This is a genomic window from Streptomyces mangrovisoli, assembly GCF_000974985.2.
GTDB lineage: Bacteria > Actinomycetota > Actinomycetes > Streptomycetales > Streptomycetaceae > Streptomyces > Streptomyces mangrovisoli.
In genome coordinates this window covers 36,829-55,876 of sequence record NZ_LAVA02000041.1, presented here as the reverse complement: position 1 = coordinate 55,876, position 19,048 = coordinate 36,829, and the positions used below count along the sequence as shown (strand labels likewise).

Annotated in this window: 13 protein-coding genes and 1 pseudogene; 4 read left to right on the top strand and 10 right to left on the bottom strand. The window is 73.2% G+C overall.

The genetic code is table 11. The features are described 5' to 3' along the window. Positions 1-281: 281 nt before the first annotated feature. A complete protein-coding gene (locus WN71_RS18900; RefSeq protein ID WP_046586343.1) occupies positions 282-1,292 on the bottom strand; it encodes a hypothetical protein in 1,011 nt (336 codons plus the stop codon). Between the two features lie 66 nt (positions 1,293-1,358). Here WN71_RS18900 and WN71_RS18895 point away from each other — a divergent pair, with 66 nt between their 5' ends. After that, positions 1,359-2,321 (top strand): FAD-dependent oxidoreductase, encoded by a 963-nt coding sequence (locus WN71_RS18895; RefSeq protein WP_046586344.1) that lies wholly within the window; start codon positions 1,359-1,361, stop codon positions 2,319-2,321. Between the two features lie 270 nt (positions 2,322-2,591). Here WN71_RS18895 and WN71_RS18890 read toward each other — a convergent pair whose 3' ends face one another. Continuing rightward, positions 2,592-4,553: a Xaa-Pro dipeptidyl-peptidase gene (locus tag WN71_RS18890; RefSeq protein ID WP_046586347.1), complete on the bottom strand. Its 1,962-nt coding sequence runs from the start codon at positions 4,551-4,553 to the stop codon at positions 2,592-2,594. Between the two features lie 222 nt (positions 4,554-4,775). Here WN71_RS18890 and WN71_RS18885 point away from each other — a divergent pair, with 222 nt between their 5' ends. Beyond that, complete coding sequence (locus WN71_RS18885) at positions 4,776-6,284, top strand: M1 family metallopeptidase (protein ID WP_046586349.1); 1,509 nt, start codon at positions 4,776-4,778, stop codon at positions 6,282-6,284. A 258-nt stretch (positions 6,285-6,542) separates the two neighbouring features. Here the strand turns inward: WN71_RS18885 and WN71_RS43460 are convergent. Continuing rightward, positions 6,543-6,692: pseudogene (locus WN71_RS43460) on the bottom strand (Appr-1-p processing protein); the annotation flags it as partial. Positions 6,693-6,735: 43 nt separating this feature from the next. Further along, entirely contained in the window at positions 6,736-8,247 is a 1,512-nt protein-coding gene (locus tag WN71_RS18880; RefSeq protein WP_167382935.1) for an amino acid permease, read from the bottom strand. Between the two features lie 279 nt (positions 8,248-8,526). Between WN71_RS18880 and WN71_RS18875 the strand changes: the two genes are divergently transcribed. Next, entirely contained in the window at positions 8,527-9,249 is a 723-nt protein-coding gene (locus WN71_RS18875; RefSeq protein ID WP_046586416.1) for a MerR family transcriptional regulator, read from the top strand. A gap of 12 nt (positions 9,250-9,261) precedes the next feature. On the opposite strand, the gene WN71_RS18870 is transcribed toward WN71_RS18875, so the two are convergent. The 6 genes from WN71_RS18870 to WN71_RS18845 form a co-directional block, all read right to left on the bottom strand. Further along, entirely contained in the window at positions 9,262-10,596 is a 1,335-nt protein-coding gene (locus tag WN71_RS18870) for a glycoside hydrolase domain-containing protein (protein ID WP_079177954.1), read from the bottom strand. A 238-nt stretch (positions 10,597-10,834) separates the two neighbouring features. After that, entirely contained in the window at positions 10,835-13,012 is a 2,178-nt protein-coding gene (locus WN71_RS18865) for a 3-hydroxyacyl-CoA dehydrogenase NAD-binding domain-containing protein (protein ID WP_046586351.1), read from the bottom strand. A gap of 35 nt (positions 13,013-13,047) precedes the next feature. Beyond that, positions 13,048-14,262, bottom strand: coding sequence for an acetyl-CoA C-acetyltransferase (locus tag WN71_RS18860; RefSeq protein ID WP_046586353.1), 1,215 nt, complete (start codon positions 14,260-14,262; stop codon positions 13,048-13,050). Between the two features lie 79 nt (positions 14,263-14,341). Next, on the bottom strand, positions 14,342-15,484 hold the full coding sequence (locus tag WN71_RS18855; protein WP_046586355.1) for an acyl-CoA dehydrogenase family protein: 1,143 nt from the start codon (positions 15,482-15,484) through the stop codon (positions 14,342-14,344). 17 nt (positions 15,485-15,501) lie between these two features. Beyond that, a complete protein-coding gene (locus tag WN71_RS18850; protein ID WP_079177953.1) occupies positions 15,502-16,635 on the bottom strand; it encodes a CaiB/BaiF CoA transferase family protein in 1,134 nt (377 codons plus the stop codon). Positions 16,636-17,101: 466 nt separating this feature from the next. After that, complete coding sequence (locus WN71_RS18845) at positions 17,102-17,482, bottom strand: MmcQ/YjbR family DNA-binding protein (protein WP_046586357.1); 381 nt, start codon at positions 17,480-17,482, stop codon at positions 17,102-17,104. Positions 17,483-17,573: 91 nt separating this feature from the next. On the opposite strand from WN71_RS18845, the gene WN71_RS18840 reads away from it, so the two are divergent. Then, the gene (locus WN71_RS18840) at positions 17,574-18,758 is read left to right on the top strand and encodes a saccharopine dehydrogenase family protein (protein WP_046586359.1); all 1,185 of its coding nucleotides are present in this window, start codon (positions 17,574-17,576) and stop codon (positions 18,756-18,758) included. The last annotated feature ends 290 nt before the right edge of the window (positions 18,759-19,048 follow it).

Below are 19,048 nucleotides of genomic sequence, written 5' to 3'. Positions count from 1 at the left end.
GTGGCTGAGCGCGCAGTTCCCCGCGCCCCTAGGCGGGTGCCTCGGTCGGCGCGGGAGGCCGTGCGGGAGCGTCGTGGTCGGGCGCGCAGTTTCTCGCGCCCCTCAAGGGTGCCGGTCCGGGGCGTGCCTCAGGGGCGCGGGGAACTGCGCGATCAGCCCCCACCGGGCCGCGGCCGAGCCACCGGGCCATCGCCCCCGCCGGGCACGGACGGGTCACCGGGCCATCGACCCGCCGGGCCCGGACGGGTCAGCGGGCCATCGACCCGCCGGGCACGGACGGGTCAGCGGGCCGTTGGCTCCACGAGTACGCTGCCTGCCGTTCGGGCCACCACGTACGAGCGGCCTTTCGTCGCCAGGGCGATGCGGTGGGTGCCCGGTTCGAGGACGCCGTCGAAGACCTCCTCGCTGCGCGGGCGGGAGAGGCGGTCGAGACGGTACGTCGTGACGCGGACCCGGCACGACGACGTGACCTCGACGCCCGCCTCCCCACCCCCCGTGCTCAGCCGGGTCAGCCGCCGGCGCTCCTCCGGGCTGCGGTCCAGCGCGTGCTCGATCTGCGCGACGAGCAGCGGCACGATCGGGGCGAGGCCCTCGACGAACGCGGCGTCGACCCCGGCGCGGGCGAACGCCTCCCGGACGGCGGCCCGCTCCGGCTCGCCCACCGTCTCCCCGAAGGCGACCGCCCCGTAGCCGCGCAGCTCCTCCGCGGGTACGCCCGCCGTGTCGTGGGCGATGTCCGCGCCCACGCCGATGCCGCGCAGCGCCGCCGCCAGCTTGGCCAGCAGCGCGACCCGGGGCCCGATCAGCAGTACCCGGCGGCGGCCCGGCGCGGCGGCGCCGAGCAGCGGGGTCAGCGCCGCCCGGTACTCCTCGCCGCGGAACCGGTAGGGCCCTATGCCGTGGTAACCGTTGAGTTCGAGGTCGGCGTGGTCCTCGGTCTGCCAGGCGAAGTCCCGCCACACGTAGTCGTCGCCGTCGCGTTCGATGACCGCGGTGACCGCCCCGCAGGCGAGGTCGGCGCACTCGGGGCAGCCGTAGACGATGAACCGGCCGTCGGGCAGCGGTGGCCGGGCCTCGAGCAGCAGGGCCCGGACCTGCTCGGTGAAGACCGCGGGCGGGACGTCGGAGGCCAGCGGCGAGACGGCGTCCAGGTCGCTGAGGCGGAACAGCAGCGGGCGCCCGTCCACGACGAAGTCCACGAAGTCGCGGTGGACCTGGTAGGCGCCGCTCGCGAGGACGCCACCGGCGCGGACGGCCGGCGCCAGGCCGAAGGTCGCGTATGCGGCAGACATGCTGTGAGTATCCCCACAGGGACCGGGCGCTGACCGCGGCATGGGACATTCCGCTACGGTCCGGACGTGAACAGTGCGCAGCGGGCCGACGCGGTGATCGTCGGCGGTGGGGTCATCGGGCTGACGACGGCGGTGGTGCTCGCCGAGCGCGGCCTGCGGATACGGGTGTGGGCGCGGGAGTCCGGCGAGGCGACCACCTCGGCGGTTGCCGGCGCGCTGTGGTGGCCGTACCGGATCCGGCCTGCCGAGCTGGTCCGCGGCTGGTCGCTGCGCTCGCTCGACGCGTACGAGCGGCTGGCGAAGGACCCCGGCGCGAGCGGCGTACGGATGGTCGAAGGCGTACTCGGCGAGACCACCCTGGACGAGGCGCGGGACCTCGTGGGCGACCGGCTGCCGGACCTGCGGGCCGCGACGCCCGGCGAGTACGGCGGCGAGGGCGTGCGGGCGCGCCTGCCGCTGCTCGACATGCCGGTCCATCTGGCCTACCTGCGGCGGCGGTTGGAAGACGCGGGCGGTGTCGTGGAGGACCGCGCGGTGTCCGCGCTCGCGGAGGGCTTCGAGGCGGCGCCGGTGGTCGTCAACTGCACCGGGCTCGGCGCCCGCGAGCTGGTGCCGGACCCCCTGCTGACGCCCGTGCGCGGGCAGTTGGTCGTGGTGGAGAACCCGGGGCTGGAGACGTGGGTGGTCTCCAAGGCCGCCGACGGCACGATGGCGTACGTCTTCCCGCAGCGGGACCGGGTGCTGCTCGGCGGCACCGCGGAGGACGGGGTGTGGTCGCGGGAGCCGGACCCGGCCGAGGCGGCGGCGATCGTACGGCGCTGCACCGCGCTCAGGCCGGAACTCGCGGGGGCACGGGTGCTGGGCCACCGGGTCGGGCTGCGGCCCGCGCGGGAGGCGGTACGCCTGGAGCGCGAGGAGCCGGGAGAGGGCCGCGCCCTGGTGCACAACTACGGCCACGGCGGGGCCGGGGTGACGGTGGCATGGGGCTGCGCGGAGCAGGCTGCGGCGCTGGTGGAACCGGGCCGGTGACCCGGCCCGGTTCCACCGCGGTGTCCTGCTGACCGGCAGCCACCGGAGCCCGCGGGCCCCGGCGATGGGCGAACGCCGGGGCCAGGGACCACCGGCCCGAGAGCCGGTGCGGCCCGCAGAACGGCGCCGGGGGCCAGGACCGGGGTTCGGGACCGGGGCCCCGGACCCTGCGGCCCGCGGACCCGCCTGACGCCCAGGGGCCCGCCGCCTCGGAAACCCTGCGGCCGACAGCCCCGAGGGCCACCCCGGCGGCATCCGCCCCAAGGACGCCTACCCCAGTGGCATCCGCCCCGTCGTCGACGTCGCCCGAGGCGCCCCCGTCGCGTGCGCGGTGCGGCTCGTCGGCGTGGTCGGAGTGGTAGCCGCCGTCGCGGCCCGGAACGCCGCCGCCCCGCCGACCAGCGGGATCGACGCGGACGTGCGCGACAGGTCCAGCGTGACCGTCGGGGTGTCGGCCGGCGGGTCGATGAGGTCGCGGTCCGTGCCCGCGACGATCAGCGCCAGCCGGTGGCCCTTCGGGACGACGTGGTCGGTCGCCGCGAGGTCGAGGGTCATGGTGTACGCCTTGCCCGGGGTGAGCGGGACGCCCTTGCGGGCGGACGCGTAGTGCCCGAGGTCGGCCCAGCCGCGGCTGACCACGTTCGCCTCGACGTCGGTCGTCTTCGCCGCGGTGGTGAGGAAGCAGGCGCTGTCCCCGGCGGTGCTCGCGCCCCAGCAGGTGCGGTCGGTGAGGGTGGTGATGCCCTCGGCGGCGTCGGCGTAGTCGCGGATCGTGTCGGGGCCGAGGTCGACGAGGACGGCGGACAGATGGGCCGTCGCGGTGGTCGGGGTCGCGGTGACGGTCACCTTCGACGAACCCGACACGCGCAGGTCCCGGGCGAGCGGGGCGGTGACGAAGCTCGCCTTCTCCGCGGTGGCGGCGGTGGCGTGCGCGGCCCAGTCGGTCTCGCTCAGCTTCGGGTCGTCGGTGAAGGTCTCGGTGCCGTGGCCCGTGGTGAGCCCGAGGGTGCCGACGCCCGCCTCCGGGCCGGCCGCCGGGCGCAGCGTGGTGGCCGCGGTGGTGCGCGGCGGCCACACCGTCGAGGTGGTCCACTGGTCGGGGTGACGTTCCACGTCGGCCATCGGCTCGCGGTCGATGCCGTTGTCGTAGCCGAGGAGTTCGTGGTCGAACCAGCGGTGCAGGGTGTCGACCCAGGCGCCGCGACGGTAGTCGAACGGGTCGACATGCCCGGTCTGCGAGAGCCAGATCTTGCGGTCGACGCCGTTCTTGGCGAGCGCGTCCCACCACTGGCCGAAGTTCTTGTCGCGCACGTTGAGGTCCTGGAGGCCGTGCACGAGGAAGACGCTGGCCTTCACCTTGCTCGCGTCCTTGACGTAGTCGCGCTCGGTCCACAGACCGGTCCAGTCGCCGTCGCGGGGTGCGCCGTCGACGAGTTTCTGCTGTACGGCCGCGCAGTGGGCGCGGGCTCCGTCGCTCTCGACGGCGTCGGAGAGCCAGTCGGGGCCGGAGTCGTACAGCGGGGCGCCCTGGGCGAAGTAGTAGTCGTACCAGGAGGAGATGGCGCTGATCGGCACGATGGTCTTCAGGCCCTTGACGCCGGTGGCGGCGACGCCGTTGGCGATGGTGCCGTCCCAGCTCTTGCCGATCATGCCGGTTCTGCCGTTGGTCCAGCCGGCCTTGACGGTGGTGGTGCCGGTGCGGGAGGTGTAGGCCTTGGCGCGGCCGCCCAGCCAGTCGACGACGGCCTTCGCGGACTGGATGTCGGAGCGTCCACCGACGTCGACACAGCCGTCGGAACGGTTGGTTCCGGCCAGGTCGACGCCGACGACGGCGTAGCCGCGCGGGACGAAGTAGTTGTCGTAGAACAGCGGCATCTGTACGACGTGGCCGTTCGCGTCGTACGTCTTGACCTGGCTCTCGTTGCCACGGCCGCAACAGGAGTAGTAGGGGCTGGCGTCCATGATGACGGGGACCTTGCGGCCCTGGGCGGCGGGCTCGCTCGGGCGGACGATGTCGGCGGCGACGCGGTCGGGGTGTCCGTCGCCGTCGCCGTCGAGTCCGGTGTCGACCCAGACGGACTCGCGGATCGCGTGGGCGTAGGAGTACACGGGCCGGCTCTCGCGCGGGGCGCCGTGGGCCGCCACCGGGGTGAGGAGGGCGGCCGCCAGGGCTGCGACGAGGAGCACCGCGAGCTGTCTCCAGGTCGTGAAGAAGCGCATGCGTGTGGGCATGGCGTCGGACGCTACCCCGGTGGACTCGTGTGCAGAAGGAGGCATCTGGACGTGGGCGGGGCGGGCGTGGCCGATAACTCCCCCTGATGGCCGAGGGGTTCATGACGGCCGAATGGCGATCGTGTGACACGGGTGGCCATGGACACATCCACCGCACAGGGAGTCAATAGCCTTCGGATCGACTCCGCCCCCCTCCCCCCACACACACGACTTGGAGCTGACGTGCACCGCAGACTCATCGCGCCGGGTGCGCTCGTGGCGGCCCTGCTGTTGCCGGCGATCCCGGCGTTCGCGGCGGCCCCCTCCCCCGGCGCGCCGGGCATCGGCGACCCCTACTACCCGTACTACGGCAACGGCGGCTACGACGTCTCCCACTACGACCTGCGGCTGCGCTACCAGCCCGCGACGGACGAACTGGAGGGCACCGCCACGATCCTGGCCCGGACCACCCAGGACCTGTCCTCCTTCGACCTGGACTTCCTGCTCGACGTGGACGAGGTCCGGGTGAACGGCGTGAGCGCGTCGTTCGCGTCGTCCGGGCAGCACGAGCTGGTCGTCACCCCTCGCACACCGCTGGCCAAGGACGCGCCGATCACGGTCGTGGTGCGCTACCACGGCGTGCCGTCCACCAAGAGCGCGTACGGCTTCACCACCTGGCACCGCACCCCGGACGGCGCGGTCGCGGCCGACGAGCCCGAGTCGGCGTGGTGGTGGTACCCGAGCAACGACCACCCGCTCGACAAGGCGACCTACGACGTGTCCGTGGCGGTCCCGGACGGCACCCAGGCGATCTCCAACGGCACGCTCCAGTCGACGAGTTCGCAAGCAGGCTGGACCCGGTACGCCTGGCGCGAGAACAAGCCGCAGGCGACCTACCTCACCACGCTCGCCGTCGGCCGGTTCGACATCACGACCGGCACCTCCGAGGGCGGCGTGCCGATCGTCAACGCCTACAGCAAGGACCTCGGCGACAACGACGGCTCGGCGCGGGCGAGCGTGGAGCGCACCGGGGAGCTCGTCGACTGGCTGAGCGGCTATTTCGGGCCGTACCCGTTCTCCACGGCGGGCGGCTATGTCCCGAACACCACCACCGGGTACGCCCTGGAGACCCAGACCCGCGTCTACTACAGCCCCAAGCAGTTCGCGAACGGCGCCAACACGTCGGTGGTCGTGCACGAGCTGGCCCACCAGTGGTACGGCGACAGCGTGTCGCTGAAGGGCTGGAAGGACATCTGGATCAACGAGGGCTTCGCCCGGTACGCGCAGTGGCTGTGGTCCGAGCACGAGGGCGAGGGCACGACGCAGCAGCTCGCGGACTATGTGTACGACTCCCATCCGGCCGACGACGCGTTCTGGACGGTCGCGCCGGGCGACCCGGGGCCCGACGACCAGTTCGACCTCGCCGTCTACGACCGCGGGGCGCTGGCGATCCAGGCGCTGCGGAACGAGATCGGCGACGACGCGTTCTTCGCCGTCCTGAAGGGCTGGCCGCACGAGCACGCCTACGGAAACGCGTCGGTGGCGGACTTCGAGGCGTACGCCGAGCGGGTGTCCGGGAAGTCGCTGTCGGCGCTGTTCGACACCTGGCTGTTCCAGACCTCCAAGCCGGCCGCGCCTGCGGCCCGTACGGCGTCGATCTCGGCCGCTTCGGGCCCGGCCGCCCGGCCGAAGTCCTGGCGGAGGATCGCCGCGACGAACGACCTGCACGCGAGCGACCTGCACGCGAACTGACCGCTCGGCGACACCGGAGAGGACGGCGGATCACCCCGCCCGCCGTCCCCTTCGGCGCCCGGTCACCCCGGTTCCCCCTCCGGGTCGTACACCGTCACCGGTATCCCGCGCCGCACCAGCCGGCTTCGCGCTGGGCGCGATCCGGCTCGTCCGGGTCGAACCGGACACCTAAGTCGCCAACATGGTCGGTCAGCACGGCATACGGCGCGGCGGCAAGGGAACGCCCGTGCGGTACGAGGCCATCGACGCGGCGCTCGGCGCGCTGGCCGGCGAGCGCCACCGGGCCGACAGGGCTCGCACGAAGCCCCGCCCCCAGCCGCCGATGTCGTTGCAGACATGGGCGATCACCTTCGCGCCCGCCCCGGACGGGCGCGTGGCGTCACCCCGTACATAGGTGATCCCCGACATGACGCCACCGTAGGCGGTCCCTCTGACAACCGGTCCTGACCTGCTACTTCGTCAGATCGGCGGGCGACTCGGCAGACGTCGTGGCAGTCACGCGGTTACGGACCGTGAACCAGCCCGCGACCAGGAGCGCGCCGATCAGCGGGATCAGCAGGAGGGTCTTGCGGCCCACCTCGGGGTCGTCCCACATCAGGCCGAGCACCGCGAGCAGGAAGGCGATCGTGGCGATCTCGGTGACCGGGCTGAGCGGGAGGCGGAAGGACGGGCGGGCGAGCAGGCCCTGCCGGGCGCGGCGGACGAAGACCAGGTGGCAGACCATGATGATCACCCAGGTGCTGACCACGCCGAGCGAGGCCACGTTCAGCACGATCTCGAACGCCTGGGCCGGGACGAGGTAGTTGAGGGCGACGCCGAGCACGCAGACCGCGCAGGTCAGTAGGATGCCGCCGTAGGGGACCTGGCTGCGGTTCATGCGGGCTGTGAACCGCGGAGCGGAGCCCGCCATCGCCATCGAGCGCAGGATGCGGCCCGTGGAGTACAGGCCGGAGTTCAGCGACGACATCGCGGCCGTCAGCACGACCAGGTTCATCACGTCGCCCGCGCCCGACACGCCGATCTTCGACAGCACGGTGACGAAGGGGCTCTCGTCGGCCGAGTAGACCGACCCGGGCAGCAGCAGCGCGAGCAGCACCACCGAGCCGACGTAGAACAGGCCCACCCGCCACATGATCGAGTTCACCGCGCGCGGTACGACCTTCGCCGGCTCCGCGGTCTCGCCGGCCGCGATGCCGACCAGCTCCAGGGCGGCGTACGCGAAGATCACACCCTGCATGACGAGCACGACCGGCATCAGGCCGTGCGGGAGCAGGCCGCCGTGGTCGGCGATCACGGCGGTGCCGGGGGTGTGGCCGCCGACCTGGTGGCCCGTGGCCAGCAGGAAGATCCCGACCAGCATGAACGCGACCAGCGTCGCGACCTTGACGATCGCGAACCAGAACTCCATCTCGCCGAAGATCTTCACCGAGATCAGGTTCACGGCGAGCACGACCGCGAGCGCGGCGAGGGCCATCACCCACTGCGGAACGCTGGTGAAGGCGCTCCAGTAGTGCGTGTAGAGCGCGATCGCGGTGATGTCGGCGATCCCGGTCGTCGACCAGTTCAGGAAGTACATCCAGCCCGCGGCGTACGCGCCCTTCTCCCCCAGGAACTCGCGGGCGTACGACACGAAGGAGCCGGAGGAGGGCCGGTACAGGACCAGCTCGCCGAGCGCGCGGACGACGAAGAAGGCGAAGATCCCGCACACCAGGTAGGCGACCGCGAGCGCGGGTCCGGCGGTGTGCAGACGGCCGCCCGCGCCGAGGAAGAGGCCGGTGCCGATGGCGCCGCCGATGGCGATCATGTTGACGTGGCGGGCCTTGAGGTCCTTGCTGTAGCCGGCGTCGCCCGCGTCCGCGGGTCTCGCGGCGGCGGGGCGCCCGGCGGCCCCGGCGCGTTCGGCGGCGGCCGTCTCGGGCTGCGCGGGCCTCGCGGCGGTGGTGCGCGCGGTGTCGGTGCGCACGGTGTCGTTGCTCACGGGTCGATCCACTCTCTGGTGCTCCGCGGGCCGGTGGGCCCGGGTGTCCGTACCTGGCTCGGCCCGTGTCCCGCCGGTCGCGGTACAGGCCAAGGCAGCTGCTTCCCCCGGAGATCTCCCGCCATGCGGTGGTGCCGGTCACAGGCGCCGGGCCCGCACATGATCTCCACGGGCCGCCCCCGACCTGCCCGGATCCTCCCGCGGACCCGCTCCCGGCCCGCTCCGAGGTGTCACAGCACCGGTGTGACAGCGATACTGCTGTACATGACGACCGGCACCGGGGAGCAGACCCTGACGATCGACGAGCTGGCCGCCCGCGCGGGCGTCACGGTCCGCACGGTCCGCTTCTACGGCACCAAGGGCCTGCTGCCGCCGCCGGTGATCGGCCCGCGCCGGGTCGGGCACTACGGGCAGGACCATCTGGCCCGGCTCGCGCTGATCGAGGAGCTCCAGCACCAGGGCATGACGCTGGCCGCCATCGAGCGCTATCTGCGCCGGCTGCCGGCGGACCTGAGCGCGCACGACCTCGCGCTGCACCGGGCGGTCGTGGCGTCGTGGGCGCCGGACACGCTGGAGACGGTGACACGGGCGGAGCTGGCGCGCCGGGCCGGCCGGGAGCTGGGCGACGCGGACGTGGCGCGGCTGGTCGCGATGGACGTGGCGCAGCCCGACGGCGACGGCTTCCGCGTCGACGCCGGGCTGCTGCGGCTGGCGGTCGAACTCCTCGACGTGCCGCTGTCGCAGGAGGTGATCCTCGCCGCCCGCACCGCACTGGTCGAGCACTCGCGGGCCGCCGCCCACGCGCTGTCGCAGCTGCTGCGGGACGCGATGGCCGAACGCGACCCGCGGGACGTGAAGTCGCTGTCCGCGCACATGCAACCGCTCGTGTTGGAAGCGCTCCTGACGTCCTTTCAGCGGTCGTTGAAGGAGGAGCTGCGGCAGTGGCTCAGCGCGCGGGACGAGGAGGACGGGGTACCTCGGGGGTAGCGGCGTCCGCGCTCAACAGCGCGGCAGCGGTGGGCTGTACGCCCCCGCGGCGGGCGTCGCCACGTACTGGTCCGTGACATAGCGGCCGTCGTCCAGCCGGTCCCACACCGTGTTCGCCCGGACCTTCGCGCCGGACCGCTGGCAGGTGACCCACGCCAGCGCGCCCTGCGGCAGGCTGCCCGCGGCGGCGTATCCGGAGCCGGGGCCGGTCCGTTCGGTCAGGCCGTGTGCGGCGGTCACTTGGAAGGGCTGGGCGCAGCGGGGCAGGGGCGCGCTGTACCCGGTGGCCGACGGTGTGCTGACGTAGTGGTCGGAGACGTAGGAGCCGTCGGCGAGCCGGTCCCACACCGGTGTCGTGGCGACCGTGGAGCCGGGGGTCTGGCAGACGACCCGGAGGGCGGCGCCGGCCGCGTACGACGTCGTGACCGGGGCGTCGGCCGACGGGCCGCCGCGCGCCTGCGCCCGGTCCGTGCCGGTCGCCGTGTACGGGTACGCGACGGTGGCGACGGGCGCGTCGACCCGGTCGGAGTCGACGTTCACGGTGACGCCCCCGTGCCGTTCGTCGTGGCTGCCGCGGTACTGCTTCGCGCGCTGGTGCACCGCCCAGGCGTTGTCGGTGATGCCGGACCAGCCCGTGAGCGAACTCGCGTCGTCGTAGCGGGCGATCCACAGCGCGTCCGGGCGGGCGTACGTGGTGGAGGCGTAGGCGGCGGCGAGTTGGCGGGCGCCCAGGGTGAGGTTCATGTAGACGCCGGAGACATAGCCGGTGCGGTGCAGTTCCTTCGTCCACGCGGAGAGGTACGACAGGACGGCCGTACGGCAACCGCTGTCGGTCTGGCTGTAGTTCTCGATGTCGTTGTAGAGGGCGCTGCCGGGCAGCATGCCGAGGGTCTTGGCCTGGTCGGTCGCCTGGCGGGCGGCGGCCGTGCCCTGGGCCCGTGCCGTCGCGGGCGTTCTGCTGATCTTCGTGTCGGACGGGCGGGCGCCGCAGGGGGGTTGGAGCCCCTTGTGCACGGGCAGCAGGCGCCAGCCGAGCCGGGACACCTTGGTCACCCAGGAGGACGTCAACTCCGGCTGTCGACAGGTGCGGTTGGCGCCGGAGACGTACACGGCGAGGGCGCGGTAGGAGGACGCGCGCCACGCGTCGAGCGTGGCGGCCGGCGGGGCGGTGCAGGCGTCGAAGGCGAGGCCGGTGAAGCGGGTGGCGGTGGCGCCGGGCGGATAGGCCACCGGTGTGGCGGGTTCCGCGGCCGCTCCCGGGGCGAGCGCCAGGACGGTGCTCTTGATCAGGACGAGGGCCGAGGAGACGGCGAGGAGTCGGCGTGAGACGGCACGCGGATGCGGCAAGGCTGCCCCCCTGAGCGGCTCGGTGATGTGAGGTGCACTCACCGTGTCGCCCTGTGGGGCATTTGTCCATTATGAGCGTTATGCGTGTCGCAGGTCGTGGGTGAGCGGGGGCGGACGCGTGTCGGTGGCGAACGGCGTCGGGTCCTGTCCGGCGCCGCCCGGCGGGGCCCGGCGGCGAGGCCCGGCGGCGAGGCCCGCCCGGACGAGGTGTCCGGGCGGGCCCCCACGGCTCGGTCCCTCAGCGCGCGTCGCGGAAGGTCTCCCCCTTCTCCGCCTTCGTCACGAGCAGCGCCGGCGGCTCGAACCGCTCGCCGTAGCGCTCGGCGAGCTCCCGCGCGCGGGCCACGAAACCGGCGAGGCCGCCGTCGTAGCCGTTGATGTACTGGAGCACGCCGCCGGTCCAGCCCGGGAAGCCGATGCCGAGGATGGAGCCGATGTTGGCGTCGGCCACCGACGTCAGGACGCCCTCCTCCAGCAGCCGTACGGTGTCCAGCGCCTCCGAGAAGAGCATGCGCTCCTGCATGTCCTCGAACGGGACGGTGTGGCCCGGCTTCGTGAAGTGCTCGCGCAGGCCCGGCCACAGCCCGGCCCGCTTGCCGTCCACGTAGTCGTAGAAGCCCGCGCCGCCGCTGCGGCCGGGGCGGCCGAACTCGTCGACCATGCGGTCCACGACGGCCTCCGCGGGGTGGCCGACCCAGGTGCCGCCTGCCTCCTCCACGGCTCGCTTCGACTCATTGCGGATCTTCCGCGGCAGCGTCAGCGTCAACTCGTCCATCAGGGAGAGGACCTTGGCCGGGTAGCCGGCCTGGGCCGCGGCCTGCTCGACGGAGGCGGGCTCGACGCCCTCGCCGACCATCGCGACGCCCTCGTTGATGAAGTGCCCGATCACCCGCGAGGTGAAGAAGCCGCGCGAGTCGTTGACGACGATCGGCGTCTTGTTGATCTGGCGGACCAGGTCGAAGGCGCGGGCGAGCGCCTCGTCGCCGGTGCGCTCGCCCTTGATGATCTCGACGAGCGGCATCTTGTCGACCGGCGAGAAGAAGTGCAGGCCGATGAAGTCGTCCTGCCGCTCGACACCTTCGGCCAGCGCGGTGATCGGCAGGGTGGAGGTGTTGGAGCAGAGCAGGGCGTCCGGCTCGACGATGTGCTCGATCTCCTGGAACACCTTGTGCTTGAGCGAGGAGTCCTCGAACACGGCCTCGATGACCGCGTCGCAGCCCGCGACGTCCTGCGGGTCGGCGGTGGGCGTGATCCGGGCGAGCAGCGCGTCCGCCTTCTCCTGCGTCGTACGGCCCTTGGCCACGGCCTTGGCGCACAGCTGCTCGGAGTAGCCCTTGCCCTTGACGGCCGCGTCGAGGGCGACGTCCTTGAGGACGACGTCGATGCCGGCGCGGGCGCACGAGTACGCGATGCCCGCGCCCATCATCCCGGCGCCGAGGACCGCGACCTTGCGGACCTTGCGCGGCTCGATCCCCTTCGGGCGGTTGGCGCCGGAGTTGACGGCCTGGAGGTCGAAGAAGAACGCCTGGATCATGTTCTTCGAGGTCTGCCCGGCGGCCAGTTCGACGAAGTAGCGGGCCTCGATGACCTGGGCGGTCTCGAAGTCCACCTGGGAGCCCTCGACCGCGGCCGCGAGGATCGCGCGCGGGGCCGGGTAGGGGGCGCCGTTCGTCTGCTTGCGCAGGGTGGCCGGGAAGGCGGGCAGGTTCGCGGCGAACTTGGGGTTGGCCGGGGTGCCGCCCGGGATGCGGTAGCCGGGGCGGTCCCAGGGCTGCTGCGACTCGGGGTGGGCGTCGATGAACGCCCGTGCCTTGGCGAGGAGTTCCTCGGGGGTGGCGGCGACCTCGTCGACCAGGCCGTTCTCCAGCGCGCGGCGCGGGGTGTACTGGGTGCCCTGGAGCAGCACCTTCAGCAGGGCGTCGGCGATGCCGAGCAGCCGGACGGTGCGGGCCACGCCGCCGCCCCCGGGCAGCAGACCGAGGGTGACCTCGGGGCAGCCGATCTTCGAGCCGGGCGCGTCGAGCGCGACGCGGTGGTGGCAGGCCAGGGCGATCTCGTAACCGCCGCCCAGGGCCGCGCCGTTCATCGCGGCGACCACCGGCTTGCCGAGGGTCTCGATGCGGCGCAGGTTGCGCTTGATGGCGAGACCGCCGTCGAACAGCTCCTGGGCCGTCTCGGGGGTGACGCGGATCAGGTCGCGCAGGTCGCCGCCCGCGAAGAACGTCTTCTTCGCCGAGGTGAAGACGATGCCGCGGATCGACTCCTGCTCGGCCTCCAGACGGTCGGTGACCGCGGCGAGCGAGTCGCGGAACGCCTGGTTCATCGTGTTGGCGGACTGGTTGGGGTCGTCGAGGACGAGGGTGACGACGCCGGTGTCGTCCTGCTCCCAGCGGATGGTGGTGGGCTCAGTGCTCATGTGGATGTGCTCCGTGTGATCCGTCGGGAGGGGGGTCAGATGCGCTCGACGATGGTGGCGATGCCCATGCCGCCGCCCACGCACAGGGTGGCGAGGCCGAACCGCTTGTCCTGGCGCTCCAGTTCGTCCACGAGGGTGCCGAGGATCATCGCGCCGGTGGCGCCGAGCGGGTGGCCGAGCGCGATCGCGCCGCCGTTGACGTTGACCTTGTCGAGGGAGAGGCCCATGTCCTTCACGAAGCGCAGGACGACCGCCGCGAACGCCTCGTTGATCTCGACGAGGTCGATGTCGTCGATGGTCAGGCCCGCCTTCGCGAGAGCCTTGCGGGTGGCGGGGGCGGGGCCGGTCAGCATGATCGTCGGCTCGGAGCCGGAGACGGCCGCGGAGACGATCCGGGCGCGCGGGGTCAGGCCGTGGCGCTCGCCGACCTCCTTGGAGCCGATCGCCACCAGCGAGGCGCCGTCGACGATGCCGGAGGAGTTGCCCGCGTGGTGGACGTGGTCGATCTTCTCGACCCAGTGGTACTTCTGGAGCGCCACGGCGTCGAACCCGCCCAGCTCGCCGATGTCGGCGAACGACGGCTTCAGCTTGGCCAGGGAGTCGGCGGTGGTGCCGGGGCGCGGGAACTCGTCGTGGTCGAGGACGACCAGGCCCGCGCGGTCCTTGACGGGGACGACGGAGCGGTCGAAGCGGCCGTCCTTGATCGCGTCGGCGGCGCGCTCCTGCGAGAGGGCCGCGTACTCGTCGACGTCGCGGCGGGAGAAGCCCTCGATGGTGGCGATGAGGTCGGCGCCGATGCCCTGCGGCACGAAGTTGGTGGCGAGGTTGGTCATCGGGTCGGCGAACCAGGCGCCGCCGTCGGAGGCCATCGGCACCCGGGACATCGACTCGACGCCGCCCGCGAGGACCAGGTCCTCCCAGCCCGAACGGACCTTCATCGCGGCCATGTTGACAGCTTCGAGGCCGGAGGCGCAGAAGCGGTTCTCCTGGACGCCGGCGACGGTGTCGGGCAGGCCGGCGGCGATCGCGGCGATCCGGGCGATGTCGGAGCCCTGGTCGCCGACGGGGCCGACGACACCGAGCACGACGTCGTCGATCGCGGCCGGGTCCAGGCCCGGGAAGCGGGCGCGGATCTCGTGGATGAGGCCCACGACCAGGTCGATGGGCTTCGTGCCGTGCAGGGCGCCGTTCGCCTTGCCGCGGCCGCGCGGGGTGCGGATCGCGTCGTACACGTACGCTTCGGTGCTCACGGGAAAGCCTTTCGGGGGGAGGGTCGGTCGAGCGGTTCGGGCCCGCGGTCGGGCCCTGGTCGTCGCGGCGGTCGCCGTCTCAGGCGAGCAGGGAGCGGCCGATGATCTCCTTCATGATCTCGGTCGTTCCGCCGTAGATGGTCTGGATACGGCCGTCGGTGAACGCGCGGGCCACCGGGAATTCGCTCATGTAGCCGTATCCGCCGTGCAGTTGGAGGCAGCGGTCGGCGACCTTCTTCTGGAGTTCGGTCGCCCACCACTTGGCCATCGAGGCGTGCACGGCGTCGAGCCCGCCGTCCGCGTGCTCCTCGATGCAGCGGTCCACGAACGTCCGGGTCACCGCGCACTCGGTGGCCATCTCGGCGATCTCGAACCGTATGTGCTGCAGGCGCGCGAGCGGCCGCCCGAACGCCTCGCGCTCCTTGACGTACGCGGTGGTGAGGTCGAGCAGGTGCTCGGCGCCCGCGATCGCGGCGACGGCGATCTCCAGCCGCTCCTGGGCGAGATTCGTCATCAGGTGCAGGAAGGCGCCGTTGAGCTCGCCGAGCAGGTTCTCCTTCGGCACCCGCACGTCGGTGAAGGACAGTTCGGCGGTGTCCTGGGCCTTCTGGCCGATCTTGTCGAGGTTGCGGCCCCGCTCGAAGCCGGGCATGTCGCGCTCGACGACGAGCAGCGACAGGCCGCGCGCGCCTCCCTCGGGGGTGGTGCGGGCCACGACGATCACCAGGTCGGCGAGGATGCCGTTGGAGATGAAGGTCTTGGCGCCGTTGAGCAGCCAGTGGTCGCCCTTGTCCTCGGCGCGCGTGGTGATGCCCTGGAGGTCGGAGCCCGCGCCGGGTTCGGTCATGGCGATCGCGGTGATCAGCGAGCCGTCGCAGAACCCGGGCAGCCAGCGGCGCTTCTGCTCGGGGGTGCCGAGGCCGGTCAGGTACGGCCCGATGATGTCGTTGTGCAGGCCGATCGCGAGGCCGGAGGCGCCCGCGCGGGCGAACTCCTCGGCGAGTACGGCGCCGTAGCGGAAGTCGGGGGTGCCACCGCCGCCGTACTCCTCGGGCACGGCCATGCCGAGCAGGCCCTGGCGGCCCGCCGCGCGCCACGCCTCGCGGGAGACGATGCCGTCCTTCTCCCACTGGGCGTGGTGCGGCGCCACCTCCTTCGCGAGGAAGGTGCGCACGGTGTCGCGGAACGCGTCGTGCTCGGGGCTGAAGATCCGCCGCTGCATCCGCGGCCCTTCCGGCGTCATGCGAGGCCCTTCATGAGGTCGGGTACGTCCCAGTCGCGGGCGACGTCCGCCCGGTCGGCGTCCGGCAGTGCGGGTCCGCCGGGGACGGCGGACGGGGTGGCGGAGAAGCGGGGCGCCGGCGCGGGCTGGGTGATGCCCGCGGCGTCCGTGAAGGTGCCGCGCGCGGCGAGGTGCGGGTGGCCGGGGGCCTCGCGCAGCGACAGCACGGGTGCCACGCAGGCGTCGGAGCCCTCGAAGACGGCCGTCCACTCGTCGCGGGTACGGGACTTGAAGCGGGCCGTCACGGCGGCGCGCAGGTCGTCCCAGCGGGCCGGGTCCCGGCGGGCGTCGGCGTGCTCCGCCAGGTCCATCAGGCGCAGGAACTCGGCGTAGAACTGCGGCTCCAGCGCTCCTACGGCCATGTGGCGCCCGTCGGCGGTCTCGTAGGTGCCGTAGTACGGGCAGCCGCCGTCGAGCAGGTTGGCTCCGCGCCGGTCCTGCCAGCCGCCCGCGGCGACCATGCCGTGGATCATCGTGGACAGGTGCGCGGCGCCGTCCACGATCGCCGCGTCGACGACCTGCCCGGTGCCGGTGGCGCGGGCGTGGTGCAGGGCGGCGAGGACGCCGACGACGAGGTAGAGCGAGCCGCCCGCGTAGTCGCCGAGCAGGTTGGCCGGGGGCGGCGGCGGCTGGTCCGGCCCGCCGATCATGCCGAGGGTGCCGGTGAGGGCGAGGTAGGCGATGTCGTGCCCGGCGCGCTGGGCGAGCGGCCCGTCCTGGCCCCAGCCGGTCATCCGGCCGTAGACCAGCGCGGGGTTGCGGGCGTGGCAGTCCGCGGGCCCGACGCCGAGCCGCTCCGCGACGCCCGGCCGGAACCCCTCGACGAGCACGTCGGCGCGGGCGACGAGGTCCAGCACGCGCGCGGCCCCGTCGGCGGCCTTCAGGTCGAGCACGACCGACCGCTTGTTGCGGTTGGTGACGTCGTGCGCCGGGTCGATGCCGAGGCCCTGGCCGCCGGGCCGGTCCACGCGCACCACGTCGGCGCCGAGGTCGCCGAGCAGCATGGCGGCGAACGGCCCCGGCCCGATCCCGGCCAGCTCGACCACCCGCACGCCGGCGAGCGGCCCCTGCGGCGTCCTTGCCGTTGTCATCCGGCCCCCTGTGCTGTGACACAACCGATGTAACACCAATGATGCTAAGAACACGTTCCACCCGGCACAAGCCCCGAAAGAGCAAGCGCTTAGCCAAGTGTGCCTCGGCTCCGCGAAGACCGCCCGGACAGGAACGGGCCGTCCGGGGGGGGCGCCACGGGCCGGGAACGGCCGCAGCACCCCGCCTGCGGCCCGGTGGGGCCCTTTCGCGCAGTTCCCCGCGCCCCTGAAAAACCTGCGCCCCTACGGGGGCGCTGCCAGGCGCGGGCTTTTCAGGGGCGCGGGGAACTGCGCGACAAGCCACGGCGGGCCCGCGGAGGACCATGGTGCTCGGCGCCCGGCCGTCCGGGGGCACGGCGGCTCGGGAGCCGTGAGCCGTCCGGGGCACGGCGGGCCGGCGGGCCGGAAGGACCAGCCGTCAGCCGTCAGCCGTCAGCCGTGAGAGCACACACGGAAGGGGGCGGGCTCAGCGGGGATCCAGTTCCGCTGTCAGGCGCTTGGGGGCTATCGCCCGGTAGCTCTCCTCGACCCAGTCGCACAGGAGGTCGGCGGGCGGGGCGCCCTTCTCCGCCAGGGGGACGCGGACCCAGCCCGCCTTGCCGAGGCCGTAACCGGCCGGTTCCGCGCCGGGAGCGGTCAGCGCGTGGGCGTGGACGGCCTCGTCCGTGAGCTTCACCGTGATCGCCAAGGGGTGGTCGCCGTCCGGCGTACCGAGGAACGCGAACACCTTCTTGTTGACCTTCGCGACGGTCTCCCCCCACGGGAACTCCTCGACCGCGCCCGGCAGGCCGAGGGCGAAGTGGCGTACCTTTTCCCACTTCGTCAGGGCGTTCTTCGGTACGGCCACCGCTCACCTCCGGGCTCCTCGTCAAGCTCCGCACCCCTCACGCTAGCCTCAGCCACCGACAGCGGCGCGGGTCGCACGACCGAGGGGTGTCATGAGCAGGCTGAAGAGGACGGACCGTCCGTACGACATCGTGCTCTTCGGAGCCACCGGCTTCGTCGGGCGACTCACCGCGGAGTATCTCGCCGAACATGCCCCCGACGATCTGCGCTGGGCGATCGCGGGCCGCAGCGAGGCGAAGCTGGAGCGGCTGCGCGAGGGGCTCCCGGGCGGCGGCAAGGACGTCGGCCTGCTGCGGGCCGACGTGTCCGACGCCGCCTCGCTGCGCGCCCTCGCCGAGCAGGCCCGCGTGGTCGCCACGACCGTCGGCCCCTACGTCACCTACGGCGAGGAGCTCGTCGCCGCCTGCGCGGACACCGGCGCCGACTATCTCGACCTGACCGGCGAGCCGGAGTTCGTGGACCTGGTCTACGTCCGGCACGACGCCCGCGCCCGCGAGACCGGCGCCCGGCTGCTGCACGCCTGCGGCTTCGACTCGGTGCCGCACGACCTCGGCGCGTACTTCACCGTCCAGCAGCTGCCCGAGGACGTGCCGATCACCGTGGACGGCTACGTGCGCGCCGACGCCACGTTCTCCGGTGGGACCTTCGCCTCCGCGCTCAACCAGTTCGCCCGCGGCCGGCAGATGATCGCCGCCGCGCGGGACCGCGGGCGGCACGAGCCGCGGCTGGTCGGCCGGCGGGTGTCCGCGCCGGCCGGGGCGCCGCGGTACGCGGGCGAGATCGGCGCGTGGGCGCTGCCGCTGCCCACCATCGACGCGCAGGTCGTACGCCGCTCCGCGAAGGCGCTCGCGCGCTACGGGCCCGACTTCCGCTACCGCCACTACGCCGCCGTCCGGCACCTGCCGGTCGCCGTCGGCGGGGTCGCGGCGGTCGGCGCGCTGTTCGCCGCCGCGCAGCTGCCGGCCGCGCGCCGCTGGCTGTCGGGCCGGCTGGAGCCGGGCGACGGGCCGAGCGCGGAGAAGCGGGCGCGGAGCTGGTTCTCGGTGCGGTTCGTCGGGGAGGGGGGTGGCCGGCGGGTGTTCACGGAGGTCTCGGGCGGCGATCCGGGGTACGGCGAGACGGCGAAGATGTTCGCGGAGGCGGCGATGGCGCTCGCGCTGGACGCGGGGCTGCCGGTGACGGCGGGGCAGGTCACGCCGGTGGCGGCGATGGGCGACGCGTTGACGGCGCGCCTGCGCTCGGCGGGCATCACGTTCCGCGTGGCAGCCACGTTCTGAACCCACCCTGGCCCGTTCGCGCGGTTCCTCGCGCCCCTGAACGGCGGGTCTGCCCCCGCGGGCCGGTGGGACCCCTTCGCGCAGTTCCCCGCGCCCCTGAGGAACGCGTCCGTCTGCGGGTCGGTGGGGGCTGGTCGCGCAGTTCCCCGCGCCCCTTGCAGGCGCGCCTCGCACCCGTGCCGCGAAAGGGGCGCGGGGAACTGCGCGAAGGGGCCCCACCGGGCCGCAGAGACCCACAAACCCCAAAGGGGCGCGGGGAACTGCGCGAACAGGCCGGTTCGTGGGTGCGG